This is a genomic window from Klebsiella grimontii (assembly GCF_042137965.1).
GTDB lineage: Bacteria > Pseudomonadota > Gammaproteobacteria > Enterobacterales > Enterobacteriaceae > Klebsiella > Klebsiella grimontii.
In genome coordinates this window covers 3,361,461-3,385,904 of record NZ_CP169721.1, presented here as the reverse complement: position 1 = coordinate 3,385,904, position 24,444 = coordinate 3,361,461, and the positions used below count along the sequence as shown (strand labels likewise).

General features: G+C 53.4%; 24 protein-coding genes and 1 pseudogene. 9 read left to right on the top strand and 16 right to left on the bottom strand.

Going from position 1 to position 24,444, the window contains the following annotated elements:
• Nucleotides 1-12 precede the first annotated feature (12 nt).
• From ACE3MN_RS16000 to ACE3MN_RS15985, 4 genes and pseudogenes are all read left to right on the top strand, one after another.
• On the top strand, nt 13-1,440 hold the full coding sequence (locus ACE3MN_RS16000; protein WP_014907806.1) for a tail fiber domain-containing protein: 1,428 nt from the start codon (nt 13-15) through the stop codon (nt 1,438-1,440).
• Between the two features lie 422 nt (nt 1,441-1,862).
• Complete coding sequence (locus tag ACE3MN_RS15995; RefSeq protein WP_004224164.1) at nt 1,863-2,921, top strand: diguanylate cyclase; 1,059 nt, start codon at nt 1,863-1,865, stop codon at nt 2,919-2,921.
• A gap of 354 nt (nt 2,922-3,275) precedes the next feature.
• The gene (locus ACE3MN_RS15990; RefSeq protein WP_014228923.1) at nt 3,276-3,968 is read left to right on the top strand and encodes an EAL domain-containing protein; all 693 of its coding nucleotides are present in this window, start codon (nt 3,276-3,278) and stop codon (nt 3,966-3,968) included.
• A 634-nt stretch (nt 3,969-4,602) separates the two neighbouring features.
• Nucleotides 4,603-4,770 (top strand): annotated as a pseudogene (locus ACE3MN_RS15985) (isocitrate/isopropylmalate family dehydrogenase); the annotation flags it as partial.
• Nucleotides 4,771-4,926: 156 nt separating this feature from the next.
• Here the strand turns inward: ACE3MN_RS15985 and ACE3MN_RS15980 are convergent.
• Both ACE3MN_RS15980 and ACE3MN_RS15975 read right to left on the bottom strand, forming a co-directional pair.
• Nucleotides 4,927-5,313 (bottom strand): tautomerase family protein, encoded by a 387-nt coding sequence (locus ACE3MN_RS15980; protein WP_004138337.1) that lies wholly within the window; start codon nt 5,311-5,313, stop codon nt 4,927-4,929.
• A 5-nt stretch (nt 5,314-5,318) separates the two neighbouring features.
• A complete protein-coding gene (locus ACE3MN_RS15975) occupies nt 5,319-5,621 on the bottom strand; it encodes a carboxymuconolactone decarboxylase family protein (protein ID WP_024359522.1) in 303 nt (100 codons plus the stop codon).
• Nucleotides 5,622-5,721: 100 nt separating this feature from the next.
• Here ACE3MN_RS15975 and ACE3MN_RS15970 point away from each other — a divergent pair, with 100 nt between their 5' ends.
• Nucleotides 5,722-6,606, top strand: coding sequence for a LysR substrate-binding domain-containing protein (locus ACE3MN_RS15970; protein ID WP_131930776.1), 885 nt, complete (start codon nt 5,722-5,724; stop codon nt 6,604-6,606).
• 71 nt (nt 6,607-6,677) lie between these two features.
• Here ACE3MN_RS15970 and ACE3MN_RS15965 read toward each other — a convergent pair whose 3' ends face one another.
• Nucleotides 6,678-8,462: a sensor domain-containing diguanylate cyclase gene (locus ACE3MN_RS15965; RefSeq protein ID WP_024359520.1), complete on the bottom strand. Its 1,785-nt coding sequence runs from the start codon at nt 8,460-8,462 to the stop codon at nt 6,678-6,680.
• A 75-nt stretch (nt 8,463-8,537) separates the two neighbouring features.
• Complete coding sequence (locus ACE3MN_RS15960; RefSeq protein ID WP_024359519.1) at nt 8,538-9,725, bottom strand: HD-GYP domain-containing protein; 1,188 nt, start codon at nt 9,723-9,725, stop codon at nt 8,538-8,540.
• Nucleotides 9,726-10,003: 278 nt separating this feature from the next.
• Here ACE3MN_RS15960 and fraE point away from each other — a divergent pair, with 278 nt between their 5' ends.
• Nucleotides 10,004-11,047, top strand: a complete 1,044-nt coding sequence (fraE, locus tag ACE3MN_RS15955; RefSeq protein ID WP_024359518.1) for a fructose-asparagine asparaginase — start codon at nt 10,004-10,006, stop codon at nt 11,045-11,047.
• A 36-nt stretch (nt 11,048-11,083) separates the two neighbouring features.
• Here the strand turns inward: fraE and fecE are convergent, their stop codons facing one another.
• The 7 genes from fecE to fecI form a co-directional block, all read right to left on the bottom strand.
• On the bottom strand, nt 11,084-11,851 hold the full coding sequence (gene fecE, locus ACE3MN_RS15950) for a Fe(3+) dicitrate ABC transporter ATP-binding protein FecE (protein WP_131930777.1): 768 nt from the start codon (nt 11,849-11,851) through the stop codon (nt 11,084-11,086).
• Nucleotides 11,852-12,805: a Fe(3+) dicitrate ABC transporter permease subunit FecD gene (fecD, locus tag ACE3MN_RS15945; RefSeq protein ID WP_131930778.1), complete on the bottom strand. Its 954-nt coding sequence runs from the start codon at nt 12,803-12,805 to the stop codon at nt 11,852-11,854. It abuts the gene before it with no gap.
• A complete protein-coding gene (gene fecC / locus ACE3MN_RS15940) occupies nt 12,802-13,800 on the bottom strand; it encodes an iron-dicitrate ABC transporter permease FecC (protein ID WP_064411092.1) in 999 nt (332 codons plus the stop codon). Before fecC ends, fecD begins: the two co-directional genes overlap by 4 nt.
• Nucleotides 13,797-14,699, bottom strand: a complete 903-nt coding sequence (locus tag ACE3MN_RS15935; protein ID WP_131930779.1) for a Fe(3+) dicitrate ABC transporter substrate-binding protein FecB — start codon at nt 14,697-14,699, stop codon at nt 13,797-13,799. The genes fecC and ACE3MN_RS15935 overlap by 4 nt, the downstream gene beginning before the upstream one ends.
• A gap of 58 nt (nt 14,700-14,757) precedes the next feature.
• Nucleotides 14,758-17,088 (bottom strand): TonB-dependent Fe(3+) dicitrate receptor FecA, encoded by a 2,331-nt coding sequence (gene fecA / locus ACE3MN_RS15930; protein WP_131930780.1) that lies wholly within the window; start codon nt 17,086-17,088, stop codon nt 14,758-14,760.
• A 96-nt stretch (nt 17,089-17,184) separates the two neighbouring features.
• Nucleotides 17,185-18,132 (bottom strand): ferric citrate uptake sigma factor regulator FecR, encoded by a 948-nt coding sequence (gene fecR, locus ACE3MN_RS15925; protein ID WP_131930781.1) that lies wholly within the window; start codon nt 18,130-18,132, stop codon nt 17,185-17,187.
• Nucleotides 18,129-18,650, bottom strand: coding sequence for a ferric citrate uptake sigma factor FecI (fecI, locus tag ACE3MN_RS15920; RefSeq protein ID WP_024359511.1), 522 nt, complete (start codon nt 18,648-18,650; stop codon nt 18,129-18,131). The genes fecR and fecI overlap by 4 nt, the downstream gene beginning before the upstream one ends.
• 879 nt (nt 18,651-19,529) lie before the next feature.
• Here fecI and lpxP point away from each other — a divergent pair.
• The 3 genes from lpxP to ACE3MN_RS15905 all read left to right on the top strand — a co-directional run bounded on the left by lpxP (nt 19,530) and on the right by ACE3MN_RS15905 (nt 21,563).
• Nucleotides 19,530-20,444: a kdo(2)-lipid IV(A) palmitoleoyltransferase gene (lpxP, locus tag ACE3MN_RS15915; RefSeq protein ID WP_004138325.1), complete on the top strand. Its 915-nt coding sequence runs from the start codon at nt 19,530-19,532 to the stop codon at nt 20,442-20,444.
• Between the two features lie 88 nt (nt 20,445-20,532).
• The gene (gene leuE / locus ACE3MN_RS15910) at nt 20,533-21,171 is read left to right on the top strand and encodes a leucine efflux protein LeuE (protein WP_049085394.1); all 639 of its coding nucleotides are present in this window, start codon (nt 20,533-20,535) and stop codon (nt 21,169-21,171) included.
• A 128-nt stretch (nt 21,172-21,299) separates the two neighbouring features.
• A complete protein-coding gene (locus ACE3MN_RS15905; protein WP_004131510.1) occupies nt 21,300-21,563 on the top strand; it encodes a DUF2534 family protein in 264 nt (87 codons plus the stop codon).
• Between the two features lie 48 nt (nt 21,564-21,611).
• Here ACE3MN_RS15905 and ACE3MN_RS15900 read toward each other — a convergent pair whose 3' ends face one another.
• From ACE3MN_RS15900 to ACE3MN_RS15880, 5 genes are all read right to left on the bottom strand, one after another.
• Entirely contained in the window at nt 21,612-21,737 is a 126-nt protein-coding gene (locus tag ACE3MN_RS15900; protein WP_004138323.1) for a hypothetical protein, read from the bottom strand.
• Between the two features lie 140 nt (nt 21,738-21,877).
• Nucleotides 21,878-21,931 (bottom strand): hypothetical protein, encoded by a 54-nt coding sequence (locus ACE3MN_RS15895; protein WP_367400250.1) that lies wholly within the window; start codon nt 21,929-21,931, stop codon nt 21,878-21,880.
• Between the two features lie 20 nt (nt 21,932-21,951).
• Nucleotides 21,952-22,053, bottom strand: a complete 102-nt coding sequence (locus ACE3MN_RS15890; RefSeq protein WP_004101234.1) for a YoaK family small membrane protein — start codon at nt 22,051-22,053, stop codon at nt 21,952-21,954.
• A 57-nt stretch (nt 22,054-22,110) separates the two neighbouring features.
• A complete protein-coding gene (locus tag ACE3MN_RS15885; RefSeq protein WP_049089987.1) occupies nt 22,111-23,124 on the bottom strand; it encodes a sensor domain-containing diguanylate cyclase in 1,014 nt (337 codons plus the stop codon).
• 263 nt (nt 23,125-23,387) lie between these two features.
• Nucleotides 23,388-24,371, bottom strand: coding sequence for a tyrosine-type recombinase/integrase (locus tag ACE3MN_RS15880; RefSeq protein WP_375364110.1), 984 nt, complete (start codon nt 24,369-24,371; stop codon nt 23,388-23,390).
• Nucleotides 24,372-24,444 lie beyond the last annotated feature (73 nt).

Sequence of the window (24,444 nt, the reverse complement as noted above, 5' to 3'; positions counted from 1 at the left end):
AGGAACTTTATTATGGCGATGTATGAAGTCGGTACCGTCACGGGTGCCGCGTCGCAGGCACGGGTGACAGGTGCGACAACAAAATGGTCACAGGAGGCGCTGGGGATACTGCCCGGGTCGATTCTAGTGGTCTACCGCAGCGGTAGTGCTGACCTGTATGCGATCAAATCCGTGGACAGCGACACGCAACTGACGCTGACCCGGAATATCACCACCGCATTTTCCGGTGCCAGTTACGGCATTATTACCGCTGAAACCGCCAGCACCTCGTCGTTTGCTAACCAGTTGGCCAGCGCGTTTGCATTCTGGCGTAGTGTAGTGGAGGGCTGGTCGATGGCCCTGACCGGCAGCGGCAATATCACCCTGACTGACCCGATCACAGGAAAGCAGGTGACCGTGCCGGCGATAGCCGGGATGGCGAAGGCCTCGGATCTTAACGCGCTGGCAAAACTCACCGGAGGAAACAAACTCGACGGCTCGCAGGTTATAACCAGCGATAATGCCGGTTTTATACTCGGTAAGAACTCAGATCTGGCTCTGCTCAAAAAACAGGGGCAAGGCGGGACAATTGCCGTTGGCTCGGGAACACCGTTTAGGGTTCAGCGTTCAAGAGCGACCACTGTATCACCGGCAGACACCTTTGATGACATCCTCGTTATTGGCACCAATAACCAGACGACGTTGCCCGGAGATTTGGTTGTCGGTGGTGGTTTCGATAATACGGCAAAGGGCAAGCTGTATTCCCAGGCGTTAGAGCTATCGATGAGCACGCCATACATCGACTTTCATTTCAACGGCAGCATCGCCGACTTTACCGCCCGCATTATCCAGGACCGGCAAAACAGACTAAATATTCAGGGCAATGCCAGCTTGTTAGTTACCGATGGCAATTTAACCGCTGGCTCAACAATGCCCGGCAATATCGCAGTCGGCCAGCAGGTCACCGCCGCACCTGTGCGGTCTCAGATGTTGGGAAGAGGCGCTTACGGCGACCCGGACGGCGCATACGTGCAAATGTACATGGAGGAGAAGGTCGGCACTGAGCACCGGATCGTGCTGTACTCTGACGGTTTCGGAAGAACCGATGCCTGGCTATTTCGGCCTGGCGGCACAATCACCACCGGCAAAGGTGACGTCATGACTACCGGTTCTGACGTTCGTCTGAAAGACGGGTTTACAGAACCTCAGGAAGGGGCCTCCAGGCGCATTAATGCGCTGGGGGTATGCGAGTTCAATATGAAAGGCGAAACGCGCCGGAGGCGTGGTTTTATCGCTCAGCAGGCTGAAAAAGCTGATGATCTGTATACTTTCCTCGGCATCGAGCAGGAGATCGATGGCGAAAAATTCAGGGTGATGAATGTTGATTACACGGCCATCATCGCCGATTTGGTAACAGTGGTGCAGGATTTGATTAGGCGAGTTGACGCACTAGAAAGTTGAGGAGCATAAAAAATCCCCCGGAGGCACTTGCCGGGGGCAACTGTAACGACATTAATTGCTGTGTACATCACAGAATAATTTGGAGTAAACGATAAGTAAGTTCAAGTAAATTTTTACTGGTCAGATGTTGTGTCGTTGTTTAATAATCTACCAAAATTAATAATGCAATAGTGATAAATCCTGTTGGGTTTTCATGTTTAAGGATATAACCCTAAAGTATTGCCTTTCATTAGATTTAAAACTTACAGATAGATTCAAGAAAATGGATGCAAAATGTTATTATTGATACGTTTATCAATAATTGAAGTGCAATCTTGTAATTTTCACATCCATGTTATAACTTTGTAATGCAGGGCGGTTTTATCTTGTAATTTAGTGGTTTAAAGTGATAGCGGCTCTTAGTGATTTATAATAGGCTTTCTATGTTAACAAAATTCCCAGATGAAAAATACATATCTGACAGAAATTCATCGTTTATTAAAAGAGTATATTTCTTACGTCAGATAGGTGTCGTTCTTTGCTTTCTTCCTATATATTCAGTCCTCCAGGAACAGTCACATCAAAAAATAACGATAGCCCTGTTAATTTTGAATGCACTCATCTGGCCATCGGTTGCTTATCTGGCAAGCATGATGTCGAAGGATATGCTGAGTACTGAAAAAAAGAATATGGTACTCGATTCATTCTGGGCTGGTATCTGGATAGCCGTAATGCAAGCTAGCCCAATTCCATCATTATTCATAATCTCCGTTCAAATAGCTGATCGCTATGCTGCTGGTGGATGGAAAATTTTAAAACCAGCATTAACGTGGATGATGATTAGTTTCGTGATAGTTTGGTTAGCAAATGATTTCAGATATACTATAGAATTCAGCACCCGAACGGTATTGCTTTCTTTACCGTTGGCAACCTGTTATCCCATAGTGTTGAGTGTTGTTTCAAGGCACTTATCTATAAAGTTGAGGAAAAGAAGGGAGTTACTGGAAAAACAGGCGCTGATGGATCCTGGCTTAGATCTGCCAAATCGCCGATTTTTTGAGCAAAAAATGGAAAGTGCTTTTCGTGCGACGCGTAAAAAGAGAATTCATTCTTATCTTATGCTCATTGATGTTGATAATTTTAAAAAAATTAATGATACATATGGTCATGAAGTAGGTGATGCGGTGTTATCTCGTATATCAACAATATTACGAGAGTGCGCTGGCGAGAAGGATGTGCCAGCAAGATTTGGTGGCGATGAGTTGGCTATTATTGTTAACAACAGTAATAGCAAGCTTGTTATAGCCATGGTTGATATAATTCAGGAAAAAATTAAAGATCTTTCATTGCCTTCTCATAAAGATATGTACTGTACTGTCAGTATCGGTATTTCTTGTGCAGAAAATAAAGAATCAATTATCGAGTGGATCAAAGAGGCTGATCAAATGCTATATGAAGTTAAACGTAATGGGAAGAATGGATATTGCATGCCGAATAATTGAAGATGAAATGATTTATTTTCTTATGATGTTATACCTATAAATGTTTAAGATGGTTTATTATCGGCATTATCATCGCAGATAAATTTCTTCGGAACCTCAGACACCTTCTCAACTAACGTTTGATATCTGGCACTAAATTATTAGTATTTAATAACACATTGATTTTATTGTGATTTATAATGAAATCATGTTTCTATTTTTACCTTTCACTTCATTTGATTTGAATTACCGATCAATTTGTGGCGTGTGATAGGTTTTGACTATTGTTCGATCATGATCGATCATTTTAAACTATTTCTCTTTCATTTATAATTATGACACGATTAGGAATATTCTTAGTTCCGGTGTTTTTTTATGTTAAAGAACAGTGTGGAAATAGAATCCTGCAGGTTTGTTTTAGAACCATCTTACAAAAAAGATGGTTCTATTCATTCTTGGGAAATTCTCACGAAAAGTGTTAAAAAAAAGAACGCTAATGATTATCATGCTAATGAAGGTCTTTTTTGCTTCAGTTCGCTAAGCGATAAAGAAAAAATCGATGTGTTTAAGAGACAGATATTGACAATTGAAAAGCTTGATGCATCAAAATTGAAGTTCAAGCCAGTTTCGTTGAATGTTGACAGTCTTATTAGCGATTGTATTTTGAACGATAAATATATTGGTGATTACTTAAAAAACCAAAAAAACATTGCTTTTGAGATTAACGAGTATTTTCATGAATTCAATACTAAATGCTGTATGGTTGACTTAAAGTGTCTTTCAAAATTGTGTCCAGTATGGCTGGATGATTTTGGAAGGGGCTTAACAAGTTTAACAATTATTGATATGTTTAATTTTGAATGTATAAAAATTGATAAAGATTATTTCTGGGAAATACAGAGTGAGAGCGAATTCTTTAAAAGAATAAATAAAATAAAATCATACTGCAATTTCGTGATTGTTGAGGGAGTTGAGACAATAGAACAAAAAAATAAAGTACATTCTGTTGTTGATTGCGCTTGCCAGGGAAGGTTGTGGATGAGTGATTACTATTATGTTGAGATTTAAAATAAATGACAACAAAAGATGATAAATGTCCATTTTGTGGTGCAGTTTTAATTAATGAGGACCACTGCCACAGCTGCCATGCATTTAAGATTAAAGGCTATGTATCAAGAGACGCACGCAAGACAATTAATTTGATATCTATCTGCACATCTTTACTGGTAGCGCTCTTTGGGATCTTGGTTGTGTTTCTGGTATCTTTCGGTATCGGGACATATATTGCTATCATTGCGTTTTCTCTTATTTTATATTTTATTATGAAAAGGATTCTGCATATAAAAGAAGAACAAAAAGGGAAGATGGTTTGGAAAAGAGCAATCATTACATGGTAGGTAGTAATTAAATAATATAATGGCGCTGCTTGTTCCAATGCAAGCCTCGGATTCCGAGGCTTTTTTATTTTCTTTTCAAATCATGAGTTATAACACCGGAGATATTTAACCCGACTCACAGGGAGTAAGTATTATTGGCTAATAATTCACTATCCAGATGAGCTGAAAAACTCAAAGCCAGTTATCAAAACTGAAAATATACTAATGAATTTCAATAGGTTAGGGCTTAGGTTGAACACATTAATAACGTATCAAAAATACCTATTTTTCTATTTAAATCAACAAGTAATGATGTTATTGGTTAACTACTGCTGCGCCACATGCAGTGGTTCGAAGCCGCAGACTTAATCGTCAAAGGCACTGAAGGCGCAATTGCTGCCAAGACCGTGACCTATGACTTTGAGCGTCTGATGGAAGGCGCTAAGCTGCTGAAATGTTCAGAGTTTGGCGACGCGATCATCGCGAACATGTAATCCCGTCTCTGGGTTAGACAAAAACGGGAGCCGATGGGCTCCCGTTTTTTTATTACACCTGAATGATAAGCCTGGCGCCGTTTTGCTCAATGCGTCGGTCAGTGAGAGTCCTGGGGAGTCGGCCCCGCCAGGTAAAACGATACGGCATCACCATCATCACGCCTCCTCAGAGAGCAGCAGCCCGTGGCTGAAACTCCACTCATCGGCGGTATTGAACTGCATCATCACCATCACATCATCCGGACTAATATGCAGTTTCGTCTGCAGCCGCTGGCACAGGGTACGGCAGAAGTTCCTCTTCTGCTCCACTGAACGAGGCTTACCTGCCAGAAGATGGAACTGAATAAAACTGTCGCTGCGGCCAGCGCTTTTATAGCGGCGGTCGAACACATGCTGGTTCGCCGGCAGCCGTTCGAAAACCTGAAAGCGATCGTGGGGCGGGACGGCAAATTCTGTTTCAAGGCTCTGTTGCAGAATGTCGGAAATCTGCATGATTTGCGTATCGTTATAACTCTGATGGAGGCTAATGCGGGTAAAGGGCATCGGCGTTACTCCTCTTGCAGGCATTCGAGGGCGGAAACCGCCGCGGGCCAGCCGGCGTAGAATGCCAGATGGGTGAAAACCTCAACGATTTCTTCACGGGTCAGGCCATTTTGCTGGGCGAAGCGGATATGCCAGGGGAGCTGCTGAACGCGGCCCAGCGCCGTCAGCGCGCCGAGCGTCACCAGGCTGCGCTCGCGGGGAGAAAGCGGTTCACGCGTCCAGATATCATTAAAAAGTACATTCTGACTCAGCTCGGCTAGCTTCGGCGCGATGCGAGCCAGGGTTTCACGATCGAGGGGGTTGGCCATCGTTATCTCTCCGTATTGACAATAACGTCATTCTGGCGCGCTGTTTCAATCCTGAAAATTGAATTATATTAGACCGTTCATCCCGTTTATCAGGACAATCATGAACAAGCTCCCACTCACGTTCGATCTCGACGCGCTGCGCAGTTTTGTCACCGGTATTGAATGCGGCAGCTTTGCGCAGGCGGCAGGTCGCCTCTGCCGTTCAACCTCGGCGGTGAGCGCTCAGCTGAAAAAGCTGGAGCAGCAGTGCGGCACCGCTCTGGTGGAGAAGAGAGGCCGCCACCTGGCGCTGACGCAGAATGGCGAGATAATTATGGGCTATGCCCGGCGTCTGCTGGCGCTGAACGATGAAGCGCTGCGAGCCCTGAATGGCGAACTGTTACAGGGTGAAATACGTATTGGTATGCAGGAAGATTTTGGCGAATCGCTTATGCCCGGAATACTTGGCGAGTTCAAGCGCCACCATCCGGGGATGCGAATGATTGCCCGCGTTGATCGCAACCGGGCGCTGCTCGAGGCGCTTAATAACAACGCGCTTGATATGGCATTGCTCTGGCAGCCGGAAAGCGCACAACGTGATGGCAAGTTGATTGCTCAGTGTCCGCTGGAGTGGATAACGCACCCGAAACTGGACATCGGCACGCTGCTGGCGGAGGGCAAGCCGTTGCCGTTGGTGATGCTGGACAGCCCGTGCCTGATGCGTTCCCGCGCCATCGACTGTCTGGACCGGGCCAACATCGCCTGGCAGGTGGTGTTTATCAGCCATAGTCTGAGCGGCATCTGGGCGGCGGTGCAGGCCGGACTGGGCATTACCGTACGTACGCGCATCGGCATGCCCGGCAACCTGCGCGTGGCGGGAAGCCTGCTGCCATCGCCGGGGAATCTCGGTATTACGCTGACGCACGGCCAGGGGAACGACGGGGTTCACGGAGCGCGGGCGCTGTTGGGGCAACTGATGGAAGACGCGCTATTAAGCGCGATGTGAGCGTTATTCACCCGCGCGTCGGCTTTCATGAGCACGGGTGAATAGGGCATCTTCGCCTTCTGGAACGAGGCTCAATCCGCCTTTAACATCCCAAAACTCACAATTCTCGACCGCCCCAGCTCTTTGGCCCGGTAGAGCGCTGCATCGGCCGCGCGCAGCAGGCTGTCGCTTTGCGTATGCTGGGGGTAGCTGGCGATGCCGATGGAGACATCGATCTGGCCAATCTCAGCGAGGCCGTAGCGTAGGGTCAACAGGTGCACGCTGTTATAGATATCGTTCGCGCAGACCATCGCGGACTGTTCATCGGTTCCACCCAGCAGCACCAGGAACTCTTCGCCGCCATAGCGGAAGGCCATGCCGATATCGCGCACCGCGCGTTGAATAATCGCGGCGACGCTTTTGATCACCAGGTCGCCCGCCTCGTGACCGTAACTATCATTAATCGCCTTAAAGTGATCTATATCGATCATCAGGCAGCTCAGCGGCGTGCCGTTGCGAACCGCCAGATTCATTTGGGTATGCAGAGCGTCATCCAGGTGGTGGCGGTTACGCAGGCCGGTTAATGAATCAAACAGCGCCTTTTCCAGCAGCGCGTTGCGCAAACGCTGATTCGCCAGCGCCAGACCCAGCGCTTCGGCCATCAGTTCAAGATAGGCGCGGGAAGGGGCAGTCGCGGAAGTAACGTTGCTGAAGGAGAGCAGGCCAATCGCTTCTCCCTGCGCAATCAGCGGCACGCATAGCGACTGATTAGCCTGCGATTCCGACAGGTGATAACAGGCGATATCCGGCTCACCGTTGACCGGCGGATGGCTCAGCCCGCGCCGCACGGCCCAGCAGTTATCCGGATGAAAGACGTCCGCTTCAAGCGGCGGAGAAAGCCACTGCGCCACGCAGCGCATCTGCCAGGGATCGGTATCAAGAATATACAGTCGCCCCGGGATCGCCGGGGCGATATTCGGCGCGAACAGTTCGGCAACCTTGATCACGTCCTCGAAGGATTCGCAGCCCTGTAAACGCTGGGTCATCCGCGCCAGCAGCTCGCGGACCGCCCAATCGGCGTCGCGCTCTTGTTCCAGCCGCTGGCGCGCCAGCCCGTTCTCGCGAAAGATGCGAATGGCCTGGGCCATATCGCCAATTTCATCAATCTGGGTAAACTGCGGCGTTTCAACCGCGTAATCCTGCGAGGCCAGCCGCTGCACGACATCGCTCAGACGGACGACGGGATACAGCACCCGCCGCTTAAGAATAAAGCCCAGCACAAACAGGAACATCAGCGCCGTGAGCCCAACCATGACCTCAGAGAGCGTACGCCAGATCCGCGATTTCTCCGTCGCCTCGGCAATGGTTTTATTCACCCGGCCTTCGAGCATCAGGCGAAAGTGGTCAAGCTGCGTCTGGACCCGCTCGAGCTCCTGCTCATAGGCGGTGCCGTAAAGCAGGTTGACCGCCTCTTTTTCCTCGCCCCTGGCAACCTGCGCCAGCGCCGTCCGCTGCTCGTCCTGGAGTTCATCGGCCATCTGTAACCCCTCGCGCAGCAGCGCCAGCTCTTCAGCGGTTGCGCCATTGTCTTTCAGCTTTACTAGCCGGCGTTCAATGGCGGTGATGGCCTGAGTTTGCTGCCGGTACTCCTGCAGCACATCCTGATTTTTTTTGATGATGTAAAGTCGCGCGAGATCGGAAAGCTCCCAGGCGCCGCTTTCCACTTCTTCGCTTAGCTGGTCGAACACCTGGCGTTGTTCGACGGCGCGGCGTTCGGCATTATCCGCACTTGAAGCCATCAGCATTGCGATGCCTGAGGCGAGGGTCAGGGCGACGGTGATCCCGTAGGCCCAGTTGGTCATGGTGGCGATTCTCACCGAATATTCCTTGCGTGCAGATGAATTATTTTGTTTTTATCGTTGCGCACCGGCTTCACCAGAAAAAGCCGGTGATTAAGGGGGCAGCGTGTGAGTAATAATAGCGTGCAGCGCTTCGGCATGCTGATGCAATATGCGATACACATCTTTATCCAACGCGCCATTTATAACATCACTCTCTATCAGCTGTAACGCTTGCTGACGGCGCATTCCTGGGCGATAGGGGCGGTCTTCGGTCAGCGCGGTGAATATATCCGCGATGGCGATAATCCGATCCGGTAGTTGCAGGTAATCCTCATTGAGATGAAGCGGATAACCGCTGCCATCCAGTTTTTCATGATGGTTTGCGGCCCAGTTAATTATCTCGCCGAGTTCGCTGAAGGTGCTAAGAATTTCGCCGGTCATATAGCTATGCTCGCGAACCTGAAGCAACTCTTCGTCGTTCAGCTCACCCTGTTTCTCGAGGATTGCCAGCGGAATATACACTTTGCCGATATCGTGCAAATAACCGGCAATCTCAATCTTCCTGCACTCCAGATCCGGCAGACTCATATAAGCGGCGAGGGCGCGCGAAATTTGACCAACCTTCAGACTGTGGCTGGCGGTAAAGCTGCTGTAGGTATCGACAATTTTGGCAATAAGTAGACAGATATCTTTCAGTCCGTCGATATCGATATACACATCGTTGATGGGGCCGATGATTTCCAACATTCGCTGAATATGTCCGGGATTAAGATGCAGCCAAAAATGCTCTTTTTCTGCGAGCTGGCACAAGGTCTGACACAGCGGCGGGTCGATCGCCTGGTAAAGCGCGCGGAAGTTATCAATACTCATATCGGTTTGATAGGTGGTTGCGCTCTTATCACCAGGGAGCTGGCGTTCAAAAACGTCGGCAAAATAGACAATATGCTGTTCGAGGCTGCCTCTGTGGTTTGGGCTAAAATGGTGATCGCGGATAATCGGCAGGATGGGGGCCAGGGTGGCTAACCCGGCCAGCATTTCGGCTCCCCGGTGCTGATGTGGGTCATTGAGGTTATCGATGGCGTTCAGCGACGAAAACGCCCTTTTATCGCCCAGCACGCCAATGTCGTGCAGCAGCGCGGCGCAAAAGATAGTTTGCTGCTGCCGGCGCGATAGGCCCGATGCCTGCGCAAGCTCCAGCGCAATCAGCGCCGTGCGTTGCATATGCAGGTGTAATTCGGGATTAATTACTTGTATGACGCGGGAGGTAAGCATCAATGCTGATTTTAAGGCGATACGCATCGTTTTCTCCATCGCATTACCCGCATCGTGTTGGTCTATTTCGTTGATAGCGATGCCGACACGACAAAATAGATTGAATAAGTTGATTCTGATTTCGCTTTTATGTCATGCCCGTTTTTAGCGCGTTCCTGCACCAAAGTAGCGCTCAGAACGAAGTAAAAATCCTTTTTTGTCTGATAGTTAATCACTTTTAACAGGTAAAATATATTAAATCCTGGCAAGCCGTTTGCATTCTCTCTGCGCGAATATATTTAATATCTATTTTGGGATGAGTCATGATGAATTTTAGAGCATTACTGGCAATTACGTTACTGACGATAAGCGCTTTTGCATTTAGTGATACGCGTCTGCCGCATATCGTTATCCTGGCGACCGGAGGAACGATTGCCGGTTCGGCAGCCAGCAATACCCAGACTACCGGGTACAAAGCCGGCGCGATTGGCGTCCAGACGCTGATTAACGCCGTGCCTGAGATGAGCAAAGTCGCCCGCGTTGACGGCGAACAGGTTGCCAATATCGGCAGCGAAAATATGACCAGCGACATTATTCTCAAGCTGTCAAAACGCGTCAATGAGCTGCTGGCCCGCGATGATGTCGACGGCGTGGTGATTACCCACGGCACCGATACTCTGGACGAGACGCCTTACTTCCTCAACCTGACGGTAAAAAGCAATAAACCGGTGGTCTTCACGGCGGCGATGCGTCCGGCCACGGCCATCAGCGCCGACGGCCCGATGAACCTGCTGGAAGCGGTGACCGTGGCGGCCGATCCGCAAGCGAAAGGCCGCGGCGTGATGGTGGTCCTCAATGATCGCATTGGCGCCGCGCGTTTCGTTACGAAGACCAATGCCACAACGCTGGATACCTTCAAGGCGCCGGAAGAGGGCTATCTGGGCGTTATCGTGAGCGGCAAACCGCAGTTCGAAACGCGCGTGGATAAAATTCATACCGTGCGCTCGGTTTTTGACGTCCGCCAGCTTAACGCGCTGCCGAAGGTAGTCATTATTTATGGCTATCAGGATGACCCTGAATATATGTATGACGCGGCGATCGCGCACCATGCAGACGGCATTATCTATGCGGGCACCGGCGCGGGATCGGTCTCCGTACGCAGCGCGGCGGGGATCGAAAAAGCGGAAAAAGCCGGTATCGTGGTGGTTCGCGCCTCGCGCACCGGCAGCGGCGTCGTGCCGGTTGATGATGGCCAGCCGGGGCTGGTATCCGATTCGCTCAACCCGGCAAAAGCGCGCATCCTGCTGATGACGGCGCTGACGCAAACGAAAAATCCGCAGGTGATCCAGCAGTACTTCCACACCTACTGATTAACTTCGGGTAGGGCGCAGGGCGCCTTACCCGGGTTATTTCACCACGCACATCGGGCGCTGCGACACCGGCTCCGGGTGAATTTCCGCTTCCAGGTGAAAGATCTCCCGCAGCATCTCCGGCGTCAGCACCGTTTCCGCTGAACCTTGAGCCCGCACCTGACCCCCTTCAAGCACCACCAGATGATCGCAGTAGCGGCTGGCCTGGTTGAGATCGTGCAGCACGGTAACCACAGTTTTTCCCATCCGCTGCAGCTCGCGCATCAGCGTCATCAGTTCCACCTGATGATTAATATCCAGCCAGGTCGTTGGCTCATCGAGCAGCACCAGCGGCGTATCCTGCGCCAGCAGCAGCGCCAGAAAAGCCCGCTGCCGCTGGCCGCCGGAAAGGGCGGTCAGCGGCTGTTCCGCCAGCGCAGCGATGCCGGTGCGCTGTAGCGCGCTGTCGACCAGCTGGCGATCGTGCTCTGTAAGCCGACCCCATAGCGGTAGCCACGGACTGCGGCCATAGCCGACCAGCTCGCGTACGCTGACGCCTTCCGGAACGTGATGCTGCTGCGGCAACAGCGCCAGTCGGCGCGCCAGCTGACGCACGGAGAGGCGCGTTAAGGCGACATCACCGAGCCAGATCTCGCCGGCGAGCGGCGTTATCAGGCGGGAGAAACACTTCAGCAGCGTTGATTTACCGCAGCCGTTTGGCCCCAGCAGCGCGGTGATTTTGCCGCCGGGCAGCGTCAGGTCGAGATGATTGATAACGTGTTTGCCGCCATAGCCGGCGGTGAGCTTTTGGGTTCGCAGTTCCATTTAACGCATTCTCACAAGTAGCCAGATAAACCAGGGCGCGCCGATAATCGCCGTCAATACGCCTGCCGGCAGCTCAAGCGGCGGATGCAGCGTTCGCGCCAGCAGATCGGCGAGTAGCAGAACCAGCCCGCCCGTCAGCGCGGACAGGGGCAATAAATAGCGGTGGCGACCGCCGAACAGGCGACGCACAAGATGCGGCACCACGAGGCTGATAAAGGCGATGGGGCCGCAAACCGCCACGCCGATCGACGCGAGGGCGACCGCCAGCGTCAACGCGTAGCCGTTAAGCCGGCGCACGTTGACGCCGAGGGTTCCCGCGCGGTCGCGGCCTAACGCCAGTAGGTCAAGATCGCGGCTGAGGGCGAAGCTTAAGGGCAGCAAAATCGCCAGCAGGGGCAGGGCGATAACGACGAACGAACCGTCCCTGGCCCACAGGCTGCCGGTCAGCCACAGCAGCGCGTTATTGATCTCCTGCGGCCGGGAAAGTAAGAGGTAATCGGTCACGCTGGCCCAGCAGGCCGACAGCGCGATGCCGGTGAGCGCCAGGCGCATTGGACGGGAAAACCCGGCAAGCGCGATCGCGATCGTCATCGCCGCCATCCCGCCGATAAAGGCCAGCAGCGGCAACCACGGCAGGGGCAGGGACGGCAAAAACCACAATGCGGCCACCGAGGCCAGGCTCGCCCCGTGGTTAATTCCCAGAATGTCCGGCGAGGCCAGCGGATTATGCACCACACCCTGAACCAGCGCCCCGGAAACGGCCAGCGCGGCGCCAATAATCAGCGCCAGCACGACGCGCGGCAGGCGATATTGCATAAGGACATAGTGATACTCGCTGCCCGCATGCCACCCGCTGAGCAGCACTTGCCACGGCAGCGGGATCGCGCCCATCCGCAGCGAGAAGAGGGTTAACATCGTCAGCGCGAGCAGTAAAAAAGCGATGCGTCGTCTCATCCCCGCCTCCTGACCAGCCAGACAAAACAAGGCGCCCCGACCAGCGCCAGCACCGCGCCCGCCGGCAGTTCACCTGGCCAGGCCAGCGCTCTGGCGAGAATATCGGCCAGCAGCATAAGCAGGGCGCCCAACACCGCGCTCATGGGTAGAAGAAAACGATGATCGTGACCTGCGCAAAAGCGCGCCAGATGCGGAACCAGCAGGCCAATAAAGGCCACCGGCCCGGCGACGCTGACGCTGGCGCCGGTAAGCAGCAACACGGCCGCGTTGATAAGCAGGCGCAGGCGCGGCAAATTCACTCCCAGCGAATGGGCCGCGGTATCGCCGACGTTGAGCAGATTAAGCGCGTTGGCCAGCAGGAATACGCCGGGAGCAATGAGCGCGAAAAAAGGGAAAAGCTGCCAGAACTCGGCCCAGCGCACGTGAGAAACGCCGCCCGCAAGCCAGGTCAGAATGCCCCAGGCGCGATCTTCCGCCAGCAGCAGGGTCATTCTGCTCAGAGCCATGCATAGCGCCGAAAGAGCAATACCGGCGAGGATCAGCCGATGGCGATCCAGCTGCTGGCGCCAGCCGCCGCCGGCAGTCATCACCAGCAACCAGCTTAGTCCGCCGCCGCAGGCGGCTATCAACGCCAGCGAAAAGCCTGCCAGCGGCGCCGGACTGAAGGCGCTGGTCAGCGCCATCGCCAGCGCCGCGCCGCTATTAATGCCCAGCAGCGAAGGCGACGCCAGCGGGTTATGGGTGAGCGTTTGCAATAAGGCCCCAGACATTGCCAGCGAGGCGCCGAGCATTATCGCTACCAGGCTGCGGGGCAGGCGCAGGTTAAGCACCAGCGCCTCCGCAAGCGCAGGCGTATCTGGCGCCAGCAGGGCGTGAAGCGCGTTTAACGGCGAAATCGGGATCGGCGAATAGCAGAACAGGCTCAACCAGAACAGGCCGGTGAGCGCCAGCAGCGGCAATCCCCAGATAAAGCGCGCGCGATGGAAGAGTTTCATGGCGCGATATTGACGGCCTGGTGGTGGACGATTTTCACCATATCGCTGGCGATACGCTCGGCGGCAACGATCCCGCGCATCCGCGCCCAGCTGTCGCTATCGACGGCGGCGACCTGCTGTTTTTGCTCGGCCTGCAGCATTGGCCACAGCGCGTCCTGCTGCCATTTTGTGACGATGCTTTCAGCGCGGTAGTGGGCGACCAGCAGCCATTGCGGATTTAGCGCCAGCAGCTGTTCGAGATTTATCGCCGCCATCGGCGCGCCGCCGTTCGGCAGCGGAACCTTCAGGCCAAGGGCCGCCAGCACGCTGCCGGTATAGGTTTGCGATGAATGAAGATTAAACTGCTGTTCGCGCGAGGTGCCAAACAGCACGCTGGCGCCAGCCGGCAGCTGACGGGAAAACGCCGCCATTTTTTGCCGGTGCTGCGCCAGACGCCGCTGCATCTCCTCGTCCTGACCCACGACTTTGCCGATAATCGCCGCGGACTGCAGGTTCTCTTCCCAGGTTTCATTGCGCGATTTCAATAGCAGTACCGGGGCAATCTGCCGCAGGGCGGCGTAGATCCCGGCATGGCGGCTGCTATCGGCAACGATCAGGTCGGGATGCAGCGCGCTAATTGCTTCCAGCGAAGGCTGAGCGCGGGTGCCCACCGACTGCCAGGGCTTCAGGCGCGCGCGTACGTCCGACAGAATACGCGACGGATCGTTGTCATCGGCCACGCCAATCGGGCTGACGTTGACCGCCGCCAGCGCGTCGACGAAGGAGAGCTCAAGCACGACGATGCGCTGCGGCGTTTTATCAAGCGTAAAGCGACCGTGCTCATCCTGCACGGTGACGGCGAATACCGGGCCTGCCAGAAACAGCAGGCTGAAAATACACAGGCGAACAAGGCTAAACATAATCAACTCCCGTTTTCCGGACAGGGCGCTAATACCGCTGTCCGGCAATCCATTCTCATCAGAACTTCATCGACCCTTGCAGGTACAGCGTGCGCGGCTGGCCGGCGTAAAGCCCTTTGTTGTTATCGTCGTATGAGCGGGTGTAGTACTCATGATCGAAGATGTTTTTCACCCCCAGCGCGAGATTGAGATTGGCCATCTGCGGGCCAAAGTCGTAGGCCACCCGAGCGCCCCACAGCATATAGCCGGGAATACGGCCGGTGCTGCCATCGGCGCTTTCGGCAACGGTATTGGCGTTATCGGCAAACTGGCTGGACTGGAAGTCGCTGTTGAGGTTAAACGTCCAGCTGCCGGGCTTGTAATCGACGCCAAAGCTGCCTTTGTGTTTCGGCGAGAAGGGAACCTGATTGCCGTAGGTATCGCCCTTTTCGCGGATTTCAGCGTTGACGTACGCATAGCTGGCGTAGAGCGAGAGATTATCAAGGGCGGGTGAAAGCTCGCCGAGAGAGTAACGGGTTTGCGCTTCCAGGCCGCTATGACGCGTTTTACCCCGGGCGGTCACCGTGTCATTGGTCTGGTTGGAGTCGTACTGATTATTGAAGTTGATCAGGAACAGCCCCATTTCGGCGGTCAGCGCGCCGTCGTCGTAGCGGGTGCCGACTTCCCAGGTGCGCGCTTTTTCCGGTTCCACATTGCCGCTTTGCACAGCCTTGCCAATCTGGCTGTACTGTACGGTGCCGAATGAACCTTCTGTATTGGCATAAAGATTCCAGCTGTCGGTGAGGTGATAGAGAACGTTCAGTGCCGGGAGCGGGGCGTTATAGCTGACCCGTTCGCGGGTGCCCAGCAGAGCGTTGTCCTGATAAGACGCAATGTGCTCGAAGCGCATCCCTGGCGTAATCGTCCAGTTGCCGATATCCATACGATCGTCGATATACCAGGCGTGCGCTTCGGTGCCGGAGCGGGTATCGCGATCGTACGGGCTGGCGGCGCTGGGCAGCTCGCCGCTGGTGGTCGCGGTGTAGTAACGCATTTCGTGGGTCGATTCGTTGACGTAGCGATAGCCGACGCCGACTTCGTGGGCGGATGGGCCGATCATAAAGCTTTGGCTGTAGCGCGGTTCGATGCCGCGGACCCAGTATTCGCGCGGGGAGAGGGTAATGCGCTTGCCCTGTTCCAGGTAGCCGCTGCGCAGGGTGTGCGTATAGAACCCCTGAATATTAAACTTATGCTGCGCATCCGGCTGAAACTGGTAGCCGAGGCTGGCGAGCTGACGACGCCCCCAGAAGCGGTCGTAAGGTCGGGTCGACTGCCAGCGGTCGGCGTTATAGTCGGCGCGAGAGAGGCCGCCGGGCATATCGGCTTCGCCGTCGTAGTATTGCAGCAGGCTGTTAAAAGTATGCACTTCGTTGGGCGCGTATTTGCTTTTCAGCATCACATCATCAATCCGCGTCGCGCTGCGTTCGCGCCAGTCGCTGCCGCGGGTGCCAGAATAGAGCAGAGCGGAGCCGAAACCGTTTTCCGCCGTGCCGCCGATCGCGAAGTTATGCGTCTCTTTCGGGTTGTTTTGCGACGAGGTGGGGCTGAGCTGTCCTTCAACGCCGCCCTCAATGCCAAAATTCTCGGGGATTGCGCGGGTGACGAAGTTCACCACGCCGCCGACGCTCTGCGGCCCGTAGCGCACCGCGCCGCCGCCGCGCACGACATCGATGGCGTCCATATTGCCGAGCGAGACCGGCGCCAAAGAAAGCTGCGGCTGGCCGTAGGGGGCGAAGGGAACCGGAATACCGTCCATCAGCACCGTGGAACGGCTGGCAAGGCGCGGATTGAGGCCGCGAATACCAAAGTTCATCGCCAGATCGTGACTGCCGGTACCGGTATTTTCCGGCGCGTTAACGCCGGGGATCCGGTTCAGCACTTCGCGCATCGTGGCGGCGCCGGTTTTGCCGAAATCCCCCCGACGGATAACGTCGCGGGCGCCGGCGTGCTCAAAGACATCGTTTTCGCGCGCGTCGCCGAGCCAGTCCCCGACGACGGTGAGGGTGGATTCTGAACTAACGGGCGCGGGCTCCAGGGTCCAGACCTTATTGCCCAGCGGCTTTAGCCGTAATCCGCTGCCGTTCAGCAACGTATGCAGGCCCTCTTCGGTTTCAAAGCTGCCGTGCAGGCCCGGGCTATGCTTGCCGCGCGTCAGGCTGGCGTCGGCAGAGAGCGTGATACCGCTGCGGGCGGCGTACTGGTTCAGTACGGTATCTAAATCTCCGGCGGCAATATCAAACTGCGCGGCGGCAAATGCCGGCGCGGCAGCCAGCGCCGCGAACGGCAGCAGGCTTAAACGGATGACCATCACCAGAGGCATCGGTTTGCGTAAAACGCGTAAGGGCGTCATGTTTTCTCCACGATCGTTTTTGGTTGTATTCACCTAATAAGTCGAACGAGCAGGGGAAAAGGGACAAAGGAGAATGAGAATTTTTTCGTTTTTTTCTCAGGCCGCGGCGAGCGTGACCCAGTAGCGGGTGACAAACCGCAATTTAATCGGCAGCGTTTGCGCGATGACCTGCAGGATGGCGTCCGGATCGCGCAGCGGAAAGGTGCCGCTCAGGCGTAAATCAGCCACGGCGGGATCGCAGCGCAGCACTCCGGTGCGATAGCGGGCGAGGGTGGCGACCACCTCGCTCAGCGCGGTATCGCGAAAGGTCAGCACGCCTCGGGTCCAGCTATCCTCGCCGCCGTTGAGCTTCACCAGAGCGGCGAAACGATCGCGGGTAAACCACAGGCTTTCCCCGGCGTTAACGATTTGGGCGCCGCCGGACGGTAAAACGGCTTCTACGGCATGCTGCTGTACCGCCAGCCGGGTGCCGCCGGCAAACTGACGGACGGTGAATTCGGTGCCGAGCGCGGTGAGGGTGCCTTCGCGGGTTTGCACCCGGAATGGCCGCCGCCGGCTGTCTTGAGCGGTGGTGATGGCGATTTCGCCATAGCGTAAATGCACCATCCGCTGCCGGGCGTCAAAACGGACATCGGCGGCACTTTCGCTATTCAGGGTTAACAGCGTACCGTCGGCAAGCCGCTGCTGGCGCGGCATACCCTTCGCCGTTCGGTAGTCGGCGCGCAGCCCCTCCGCCAGCTCGGACTCCCAGAGCCGCCAGCCGCCGCCGGCGACCAGTAAAAGCAGCAGCCCTTTCAGCACGTGACGACGCGCCAGGCGGCTATCGTGAAGGGCACGGCTGGCCAGCCCGCCCGGCAACTGCCCCATCTGCTGGCACAGGTTTTCTACCTGCTGCCACGCCCACTGATTTTCGTTGTTTTGTTCATACCACTGCTGCCAGCGGGCCTCCTGCTGCGGGCTCACGCGCCCGTCGCTGAGGACCGCGTACCAGTGCGAAGCGGAACGCAGCGCCTGACGGCGGGAGTCGCTTAGCATTGGTTTCACAGGCCATTCTCCAGACGAAACAGCAGGCAGTGCTCGGTGGCTTTCGCGATATATTTCTTAACCGAACTGACGGAAACCGCCAGGCGGCTGGCGATGTCGGCGTAGGTCAATCCTTCAAGCTGCGAGAGTAAAAAGGCCTCCCGGGCTTTGACGTTAAGCCCGTCCAGCATGGCGTCAATCTGCTGTAACAATTCAAGCTGGCTTTGTCGCTGTTCCGGGGAAGGGGAGAGTTCTTCCGGTAGCTGAGAGAGCATCTCGAGCCATGCGCGCTCCAGCGCATTTCGGCGGAACAGATCGATCATCACCCGATTGGCAATTGTGCAAAGAAAAGATTTTGGGTCGCGAATGGTCGACAGCGACCCGCCGGCCATAATTCGGACAAAGGTATCCTGCGCTACGTCGTCGGCGTCATAAACGGATTGCAGCTTATGGGTAAGCCATTTTTTCAGCCAGCCGTGATGGTCGCTATACAGCGAGGCAAGCGTCAGCGGAGAGGCGATGGCGGAAGAAGGGGACATAGCCAGATTCAGAAAAGTTGATCAATACGACATATATTAATATGAGAATGGTTATCATTTCAATTGAAGCGCGATCGTCACGGCGCGATACCGCACAATAGTAACAATAAGTTATTGTTAAATATTGAATAGATTTTTATGCCGATCGCGGAATTGGCTTCAAATCAGGCTGAATGCACACAGGCGCTTAAAATTGTCTGCAACGGGCGGGGTGTTGAAGAGCGAGAAACGTCCGGGATTTGTAAGTATGATGCGCTTTTTTCAACGCCAGAAAAGGCACCTTAACTTTATTGCCTGCTGTTCTGTTAAAGCAACGGAGGTAAAAAGTCTGAAATAAGCTGCGGCAATATGGATAATTGTCGATAAATATTAATTATTGTCAGGAAACTAAAATAAGCTGATTCTTATTTTAGGCTTTACCCCTGGATTCCTTTTAAATATTTCTCTTTTATGTCAGTGAGGCTTATAGAACATAAAGGAATAGCGTATCGGCAAACGTTGTTAAATGGATAACGGAGAGGAAAGCCTATCCCGATCTCGCCGGGTCCCAGGTGCCGCGCGGTACGGTTTCAGCGGCGCTTAGCGGGGCTGAAGCCGCCGCGTTCTGATCTGCTGGCACGCCGCTTCATGTTGAATGATTAGCGTGTTAATCATTCTTGTGATGGATATTTGTTGACTATTCTTCATTTTTTATTTTACATTTTGTTACAGGAGTGCTGGTATTGTGTTTTTTGCTACTGGGCTCTTTTTTTACTTGCCGGAGTGAATTTACCAGGATTATTATTGTCTGAACTGCTACACGTACCGCCTAATGACAGATGAAGGGACTCGTTTTTTCCTTAAGCGTTACCTCGTGTTCTAATGTTTACAGGAAAAAACATGTCTTACGCTTTTAATAAAAAACTGCTTCATCCCCGTAATTGGGGGACCTGGTTTGGCCTGGGCGTGCTCTGGCTTATCGTCCAGCTCCCTTATCCCGTATTGCATCTTATCGGTACCAGCGCCGGTCGCGCATCCCGGCGCTTCCTTAAGCGTCGTGAGCATATCGCCAGACGTAATCTCGAACTTTGCTTCCCCACGATGTCGCCCGCGGCGCGCGAAAAGCTTATTGAGCAGAACTTCATGTCACTAGGGATGGGCCTGATCGAAACGGGAATGGCATGGTTCTGGAGCGATGAACGCGTCAAGAAATGGTTTGACGTCGAAGGCATGGTTAATCTCAACAATGCCCTGAGCGAACAAAAAGGCGTGATGGTTGTCGGCGTCCACTTTATGTCTCTTGAGCTGGGCGGCCGTACGATGGGGCTGTGTCGTCCGATGATGGCGACCTACCGTCCGCACAATAGCCCGTTAATGGAGTGGGTGCAGACGCGCGGTCGTTTGCGCTCGAACAAGGCGATGATCGACCGTCGTAATTTATCCGGTCTGGTGCATGCCCTAAAGTCGGGTGAAGCGGTGTGGTTTGCGCCGGATCAGGACTACGGTCCGAAGGGGAGCGTATTTGCCCCGTTCTTCTCGGTACAGCAGGCCGCAACGACCAACGGCACCTACGTGCTCTCTCGTTTGTCGGGCGCGAAAATGCTCACCATCAGCATGGTGCGTAAAGCGGATCGCCGGGGTTATAGCCTGCACATCAGCGACGTAATGAGCGACTATCCTGGCGAAGATAAACAGGATGCGGCAAGCTATATCAATAAGGTTATTGAGAAAGAAATCCTGCGCGCGCCGGAGCAGTATCTATGGGTTCACCGCCGCTTTAAAACCCGTCCGCTGGGTGAAACTTCGCTCTATTAAGGCATCCGCACTCGCGGCGCTTTCAAAATGGTCCCGGTTGCGTTAACGTGCGCGGGATCATATTTTGTTGTAAGCGAAGGAGTGCGTTGTGTTCGCTGAGTTTGGTGTACTGAATTACCTGACCTACCTGGTTGGGGCTATCTTTATCATCCTGGTTCCCGGCCCGAATACCTTTTTTGTCCTCAAGACCGGCGTCGCCCATGGCGTCAGGAAAGGGTATCTGGCGGCCGCTGGCGTATTTATCGGTGATGCGGTGCTGATGTTCCTGGCTTTTGCCGGGGTTGCGACGCTTATCAAGACCACGCCGGTACTGTTCAATATCGTTCGATACCTGGGGGCGATTTATCTGCTGTGGATGGGCGGTAAGATGCTCTACGCGGTGTTAACCCAGCGTGACGGTCATTCGTCTGCTGATTCCGAGCCGGGGAGCGCGATTCTTAAACGTTCGCTGACCCTCAGCCTGACGAATCCAAAGGCCATTCTTTTTTATGTCTCATTCTTCGTGCAGTTTATTGACGTCAGCGCCAAAACGCCCGGGCTGGCGTTCTTTATCCTGGCGTTGACCCTGGAGATTATTAGCTTCATCTATATGAGCTTTCTGATCCTCTCCGGCTCGTTCGTTACGCGTTACGTGAAGACGAAAAAGAAACTGGCGAAAATCGGCAACAGTCTGATAGGCCTTGTATTTGTTGGTTTTGCCGCCCGTCTGGCGACGCTGCAGTCGTAATCGTTGCGGCCGGGACGCGCGACCGGCCCGATAGCGATTGGCTCTTTCTTGTAACAAAAATCCTTCAATTTTGATTGCATTGGTGTTACATATACAGCCGATTATCGTTCAGAAAAAAGGGAACCCGGATGATTCTGCAGAAACTCACCAGCAATAAAAATAGCAAGAAGTTCTTTTTGTCGATAGCGGCGATATTCGCTATCGCGCTTATCGTGGTTGGGCGTGCGACCTTCGGCGGCGTGGTGAGCGAATACAATATGCCTTACTCAGAGTGGACGACGTCAATGTTCTTCCTGCAGGGGGCGATGGTGACGGTTTATAGCATTGTGTTTACGCTGCTGTTCTCTATCCCGCTGGGTTTCCTCTTTTTAGGTTCCGACCGTCGGGACTGATCCCATGCAATAAGGCGAACCGAAGTTCGCCTTATGATGTTGTCCGCTTTATCGCCAGTCTCTGTCGTCATGATGATGATGGTGGCGATGGTGGTGATAGCCTGGGTCGACAATACATCCCGATAACAGCGTGCAAAGCGCGAGAATCAACGGCAACACGATCGGTTTTTTCATTTCTCACTTCTCCAGTTAAATCCGTCCGCAGAAACGGCCATGCGGTATCGGCTGATGATGTGAGTGTATTCTTTTAAGTTATTGAGTAGATGAGATAATTCTGCAATCTTTGCCGAAGAGCGGCGCGAATATTCCTGGATTTACCACCAACCCAATTGCGTTCCCGCCAGGGCGACGATGGCGACAATAAGCATAATAATGGTGCTTTTTTTCATTACGCTCCGCCTGGCGCCGCATAGCCGCCGACAAAAAACCAGCCCAGAAAAACAACGGCGACGATGAAAATAGCCACCGGAAATAGAATACCCAGCCTCATTATTGAGCCCCTGTAAGTGCAAGTCGTGGCGAATATCATACGGGATTTCACCGTAGATTAGTCAATATGAAAAAATCTTCCCTGACGACGAGACTGCTTATCCAGATACATCGCGTCGTCGGCGGCGCGTAGCGCCTGTTCTACGTCAATCTGCTGCGGGTCGGCCTCAATAACGCCAATGCTGGCCCCCGGGTAGTTAATCCGGTGCTCGCCAAGGAAATAGATCCCCGTCAGCGCTTGACGTAACGCGGCGATATACTCCTGCTGGTCGGCTAATTCGGGGCCCGGTCCGACAATTAAAAATTCATCGCCGCCGAGACGGCCGACAATATCACCGCTGCGTACGTGAGCCGCCAGACGTTCGCCAACCTGAATCAGAAAGTTATCGCCGCACGGATGGCCGAATCGATCGTTGATTGCTTTAAAATCGTCGAGATCGATAAAAATCAGCAGCATGCTGCGCCGCTGCTCGCGGGCCCGCGGAAACTGCGCGGCAAGATACTTAAACAGCGAGCGGCGATTCGGTAAACCGGTAAGCTCATCAGTGTATGAGTGCATTTCAAGCGCGACGTTGGCCGAGCGAAGCTGCTGCACTAGCGTCTCTTTTTCAACGTAGTGGGCGATGAGGTTCGCGAACAAATTCATGACCTGCTCACCCTCAAGGTTATAGGGTTGTCTTACCCGGCTGGTGGCGCACAGCGTGCCGAATAATGAGCCGTCGGTCAGGCGCACAGGAATGCTAAAAAAGGTGGCGATGCCCAAATCCTGCGCGGCGATACACGAACGCCAGCGTTCGGCGACATCGTTACTGAAAAGGCAACGCTCGTCGAGCGCACGTTTACATAGCGAGTCGTTCCATGGGACGGAGAACCCTTCTGGGATCTGCATTTCGCTGCTGTTATGCGCATACATAATCAGCTGTCGCTGCGCGTCGAAGTCAATACGCGTCAGGTAGGTGGATTCCATTCGGGTAACAAGCTCCAGCATCTCAAGCAGCTGTCGCACCAATGCTTCGAGGGAGTGTTCATTGGCTAGCGTTTGCGTCACGCGCGCGAGAATAAAATCGGACATGAGGAATACGGCTCCCGAACGCTAATCATAACTACCAGCAAGTTATGCTAAACAACAATCAGCGCAGAATTAACATAGATACATAAAATTTAACACATCTGTTAGGAGAATACCTGCATCCGCGGCGGGAAAAAAAGCCCCGTCGGGTGCGTTGGAAACACCCGGAACAAGGGGCTTTCAACGGTACAATGCGGGATTGCGCGGCACGCAAGACCATTGAAAGCCATAACTAATTACCCATCTGTGGACATTATGTGGACGTTTCACACATCAGCGCTACCTCTCAGCGGGTTAAGCGAGATCGCGTCCTGGAGGTATTCGGGCGCAAAGTGAGCGTAGGCCATAGTTTGCTCAATTCGTGCATGCCCAAGGATCCTCTGTAACGTAATAATGCTTCCCCCATTAATCATAAAGTGCGTCGCGAAACTGTGGCGTAGTGCATGCGTCGCCTGGCCGGTCGGAAGATCAGGTTTTACTTCCCTGAGTATCTGTCTGAAGTCAGAATAAGACGCCTTACCAAATAACAACCCTCGCTTACCATCCGCTATGAGTTTTGCCACTTCCGCTGAAACTGGAACAGTCCGCTGCTTGTTACTCTTGGTTTTAACGAACGTCACACGGTTCTGTATGATGTTTTCTGCCTTGAGTCGAGCCGCTTCACCCCAGCGAGCACCAGTACTTAAACACAGAATAGCTATCTTCTTGTTGTCGCCATCCAGTTTAAAGAGCAAGTGCTTGATTTCGTCCTCTGTCAGATAGCCAGTTTCTGGGACTTCTTCTTTCAACTTCTTCCGCCCTCTGATCGGATGTTCACCCGAAAACAACTCGGCCTCGATAAGCGCTGTGAACATACCACTGATACTGTTGAGATCGCGGTTAATGGTGGAAGCTTTAATACCCTGGCTTCTTCTTGCCGCGTAATACTGACTAATCAGCGCTTTCGTAATCTGAAAAGCACAAGGATCGTCTGTAATCCTGCAAAACACGTCTAACTTGTTGCGGTTTATCCGACCGTGCTCCTCATGCTTGCCTTTCAAATTCCACCAAAGCTGTATCAGTTCAGACAGATGCCGCTTATCCGTCGGTTTTGATAACCATTCTTTGGTGTGATGGTTGAACTGGGTATGCTTCTCGAACGCTACCGCTTCACTTTTCTTATCAAACTTCCTGCGGATACGCTTTCCATTGCGACCAGCAGGCCTGATGTCCACTTCATATCGACCATCATCGAGTTTCTTAATAGTCATAAGAAAACCCTCCGATGGGGGCGTTTGCCTTTAGGCCTTAACGCGTTGCAATTATGTGATGAATACTTTTCGA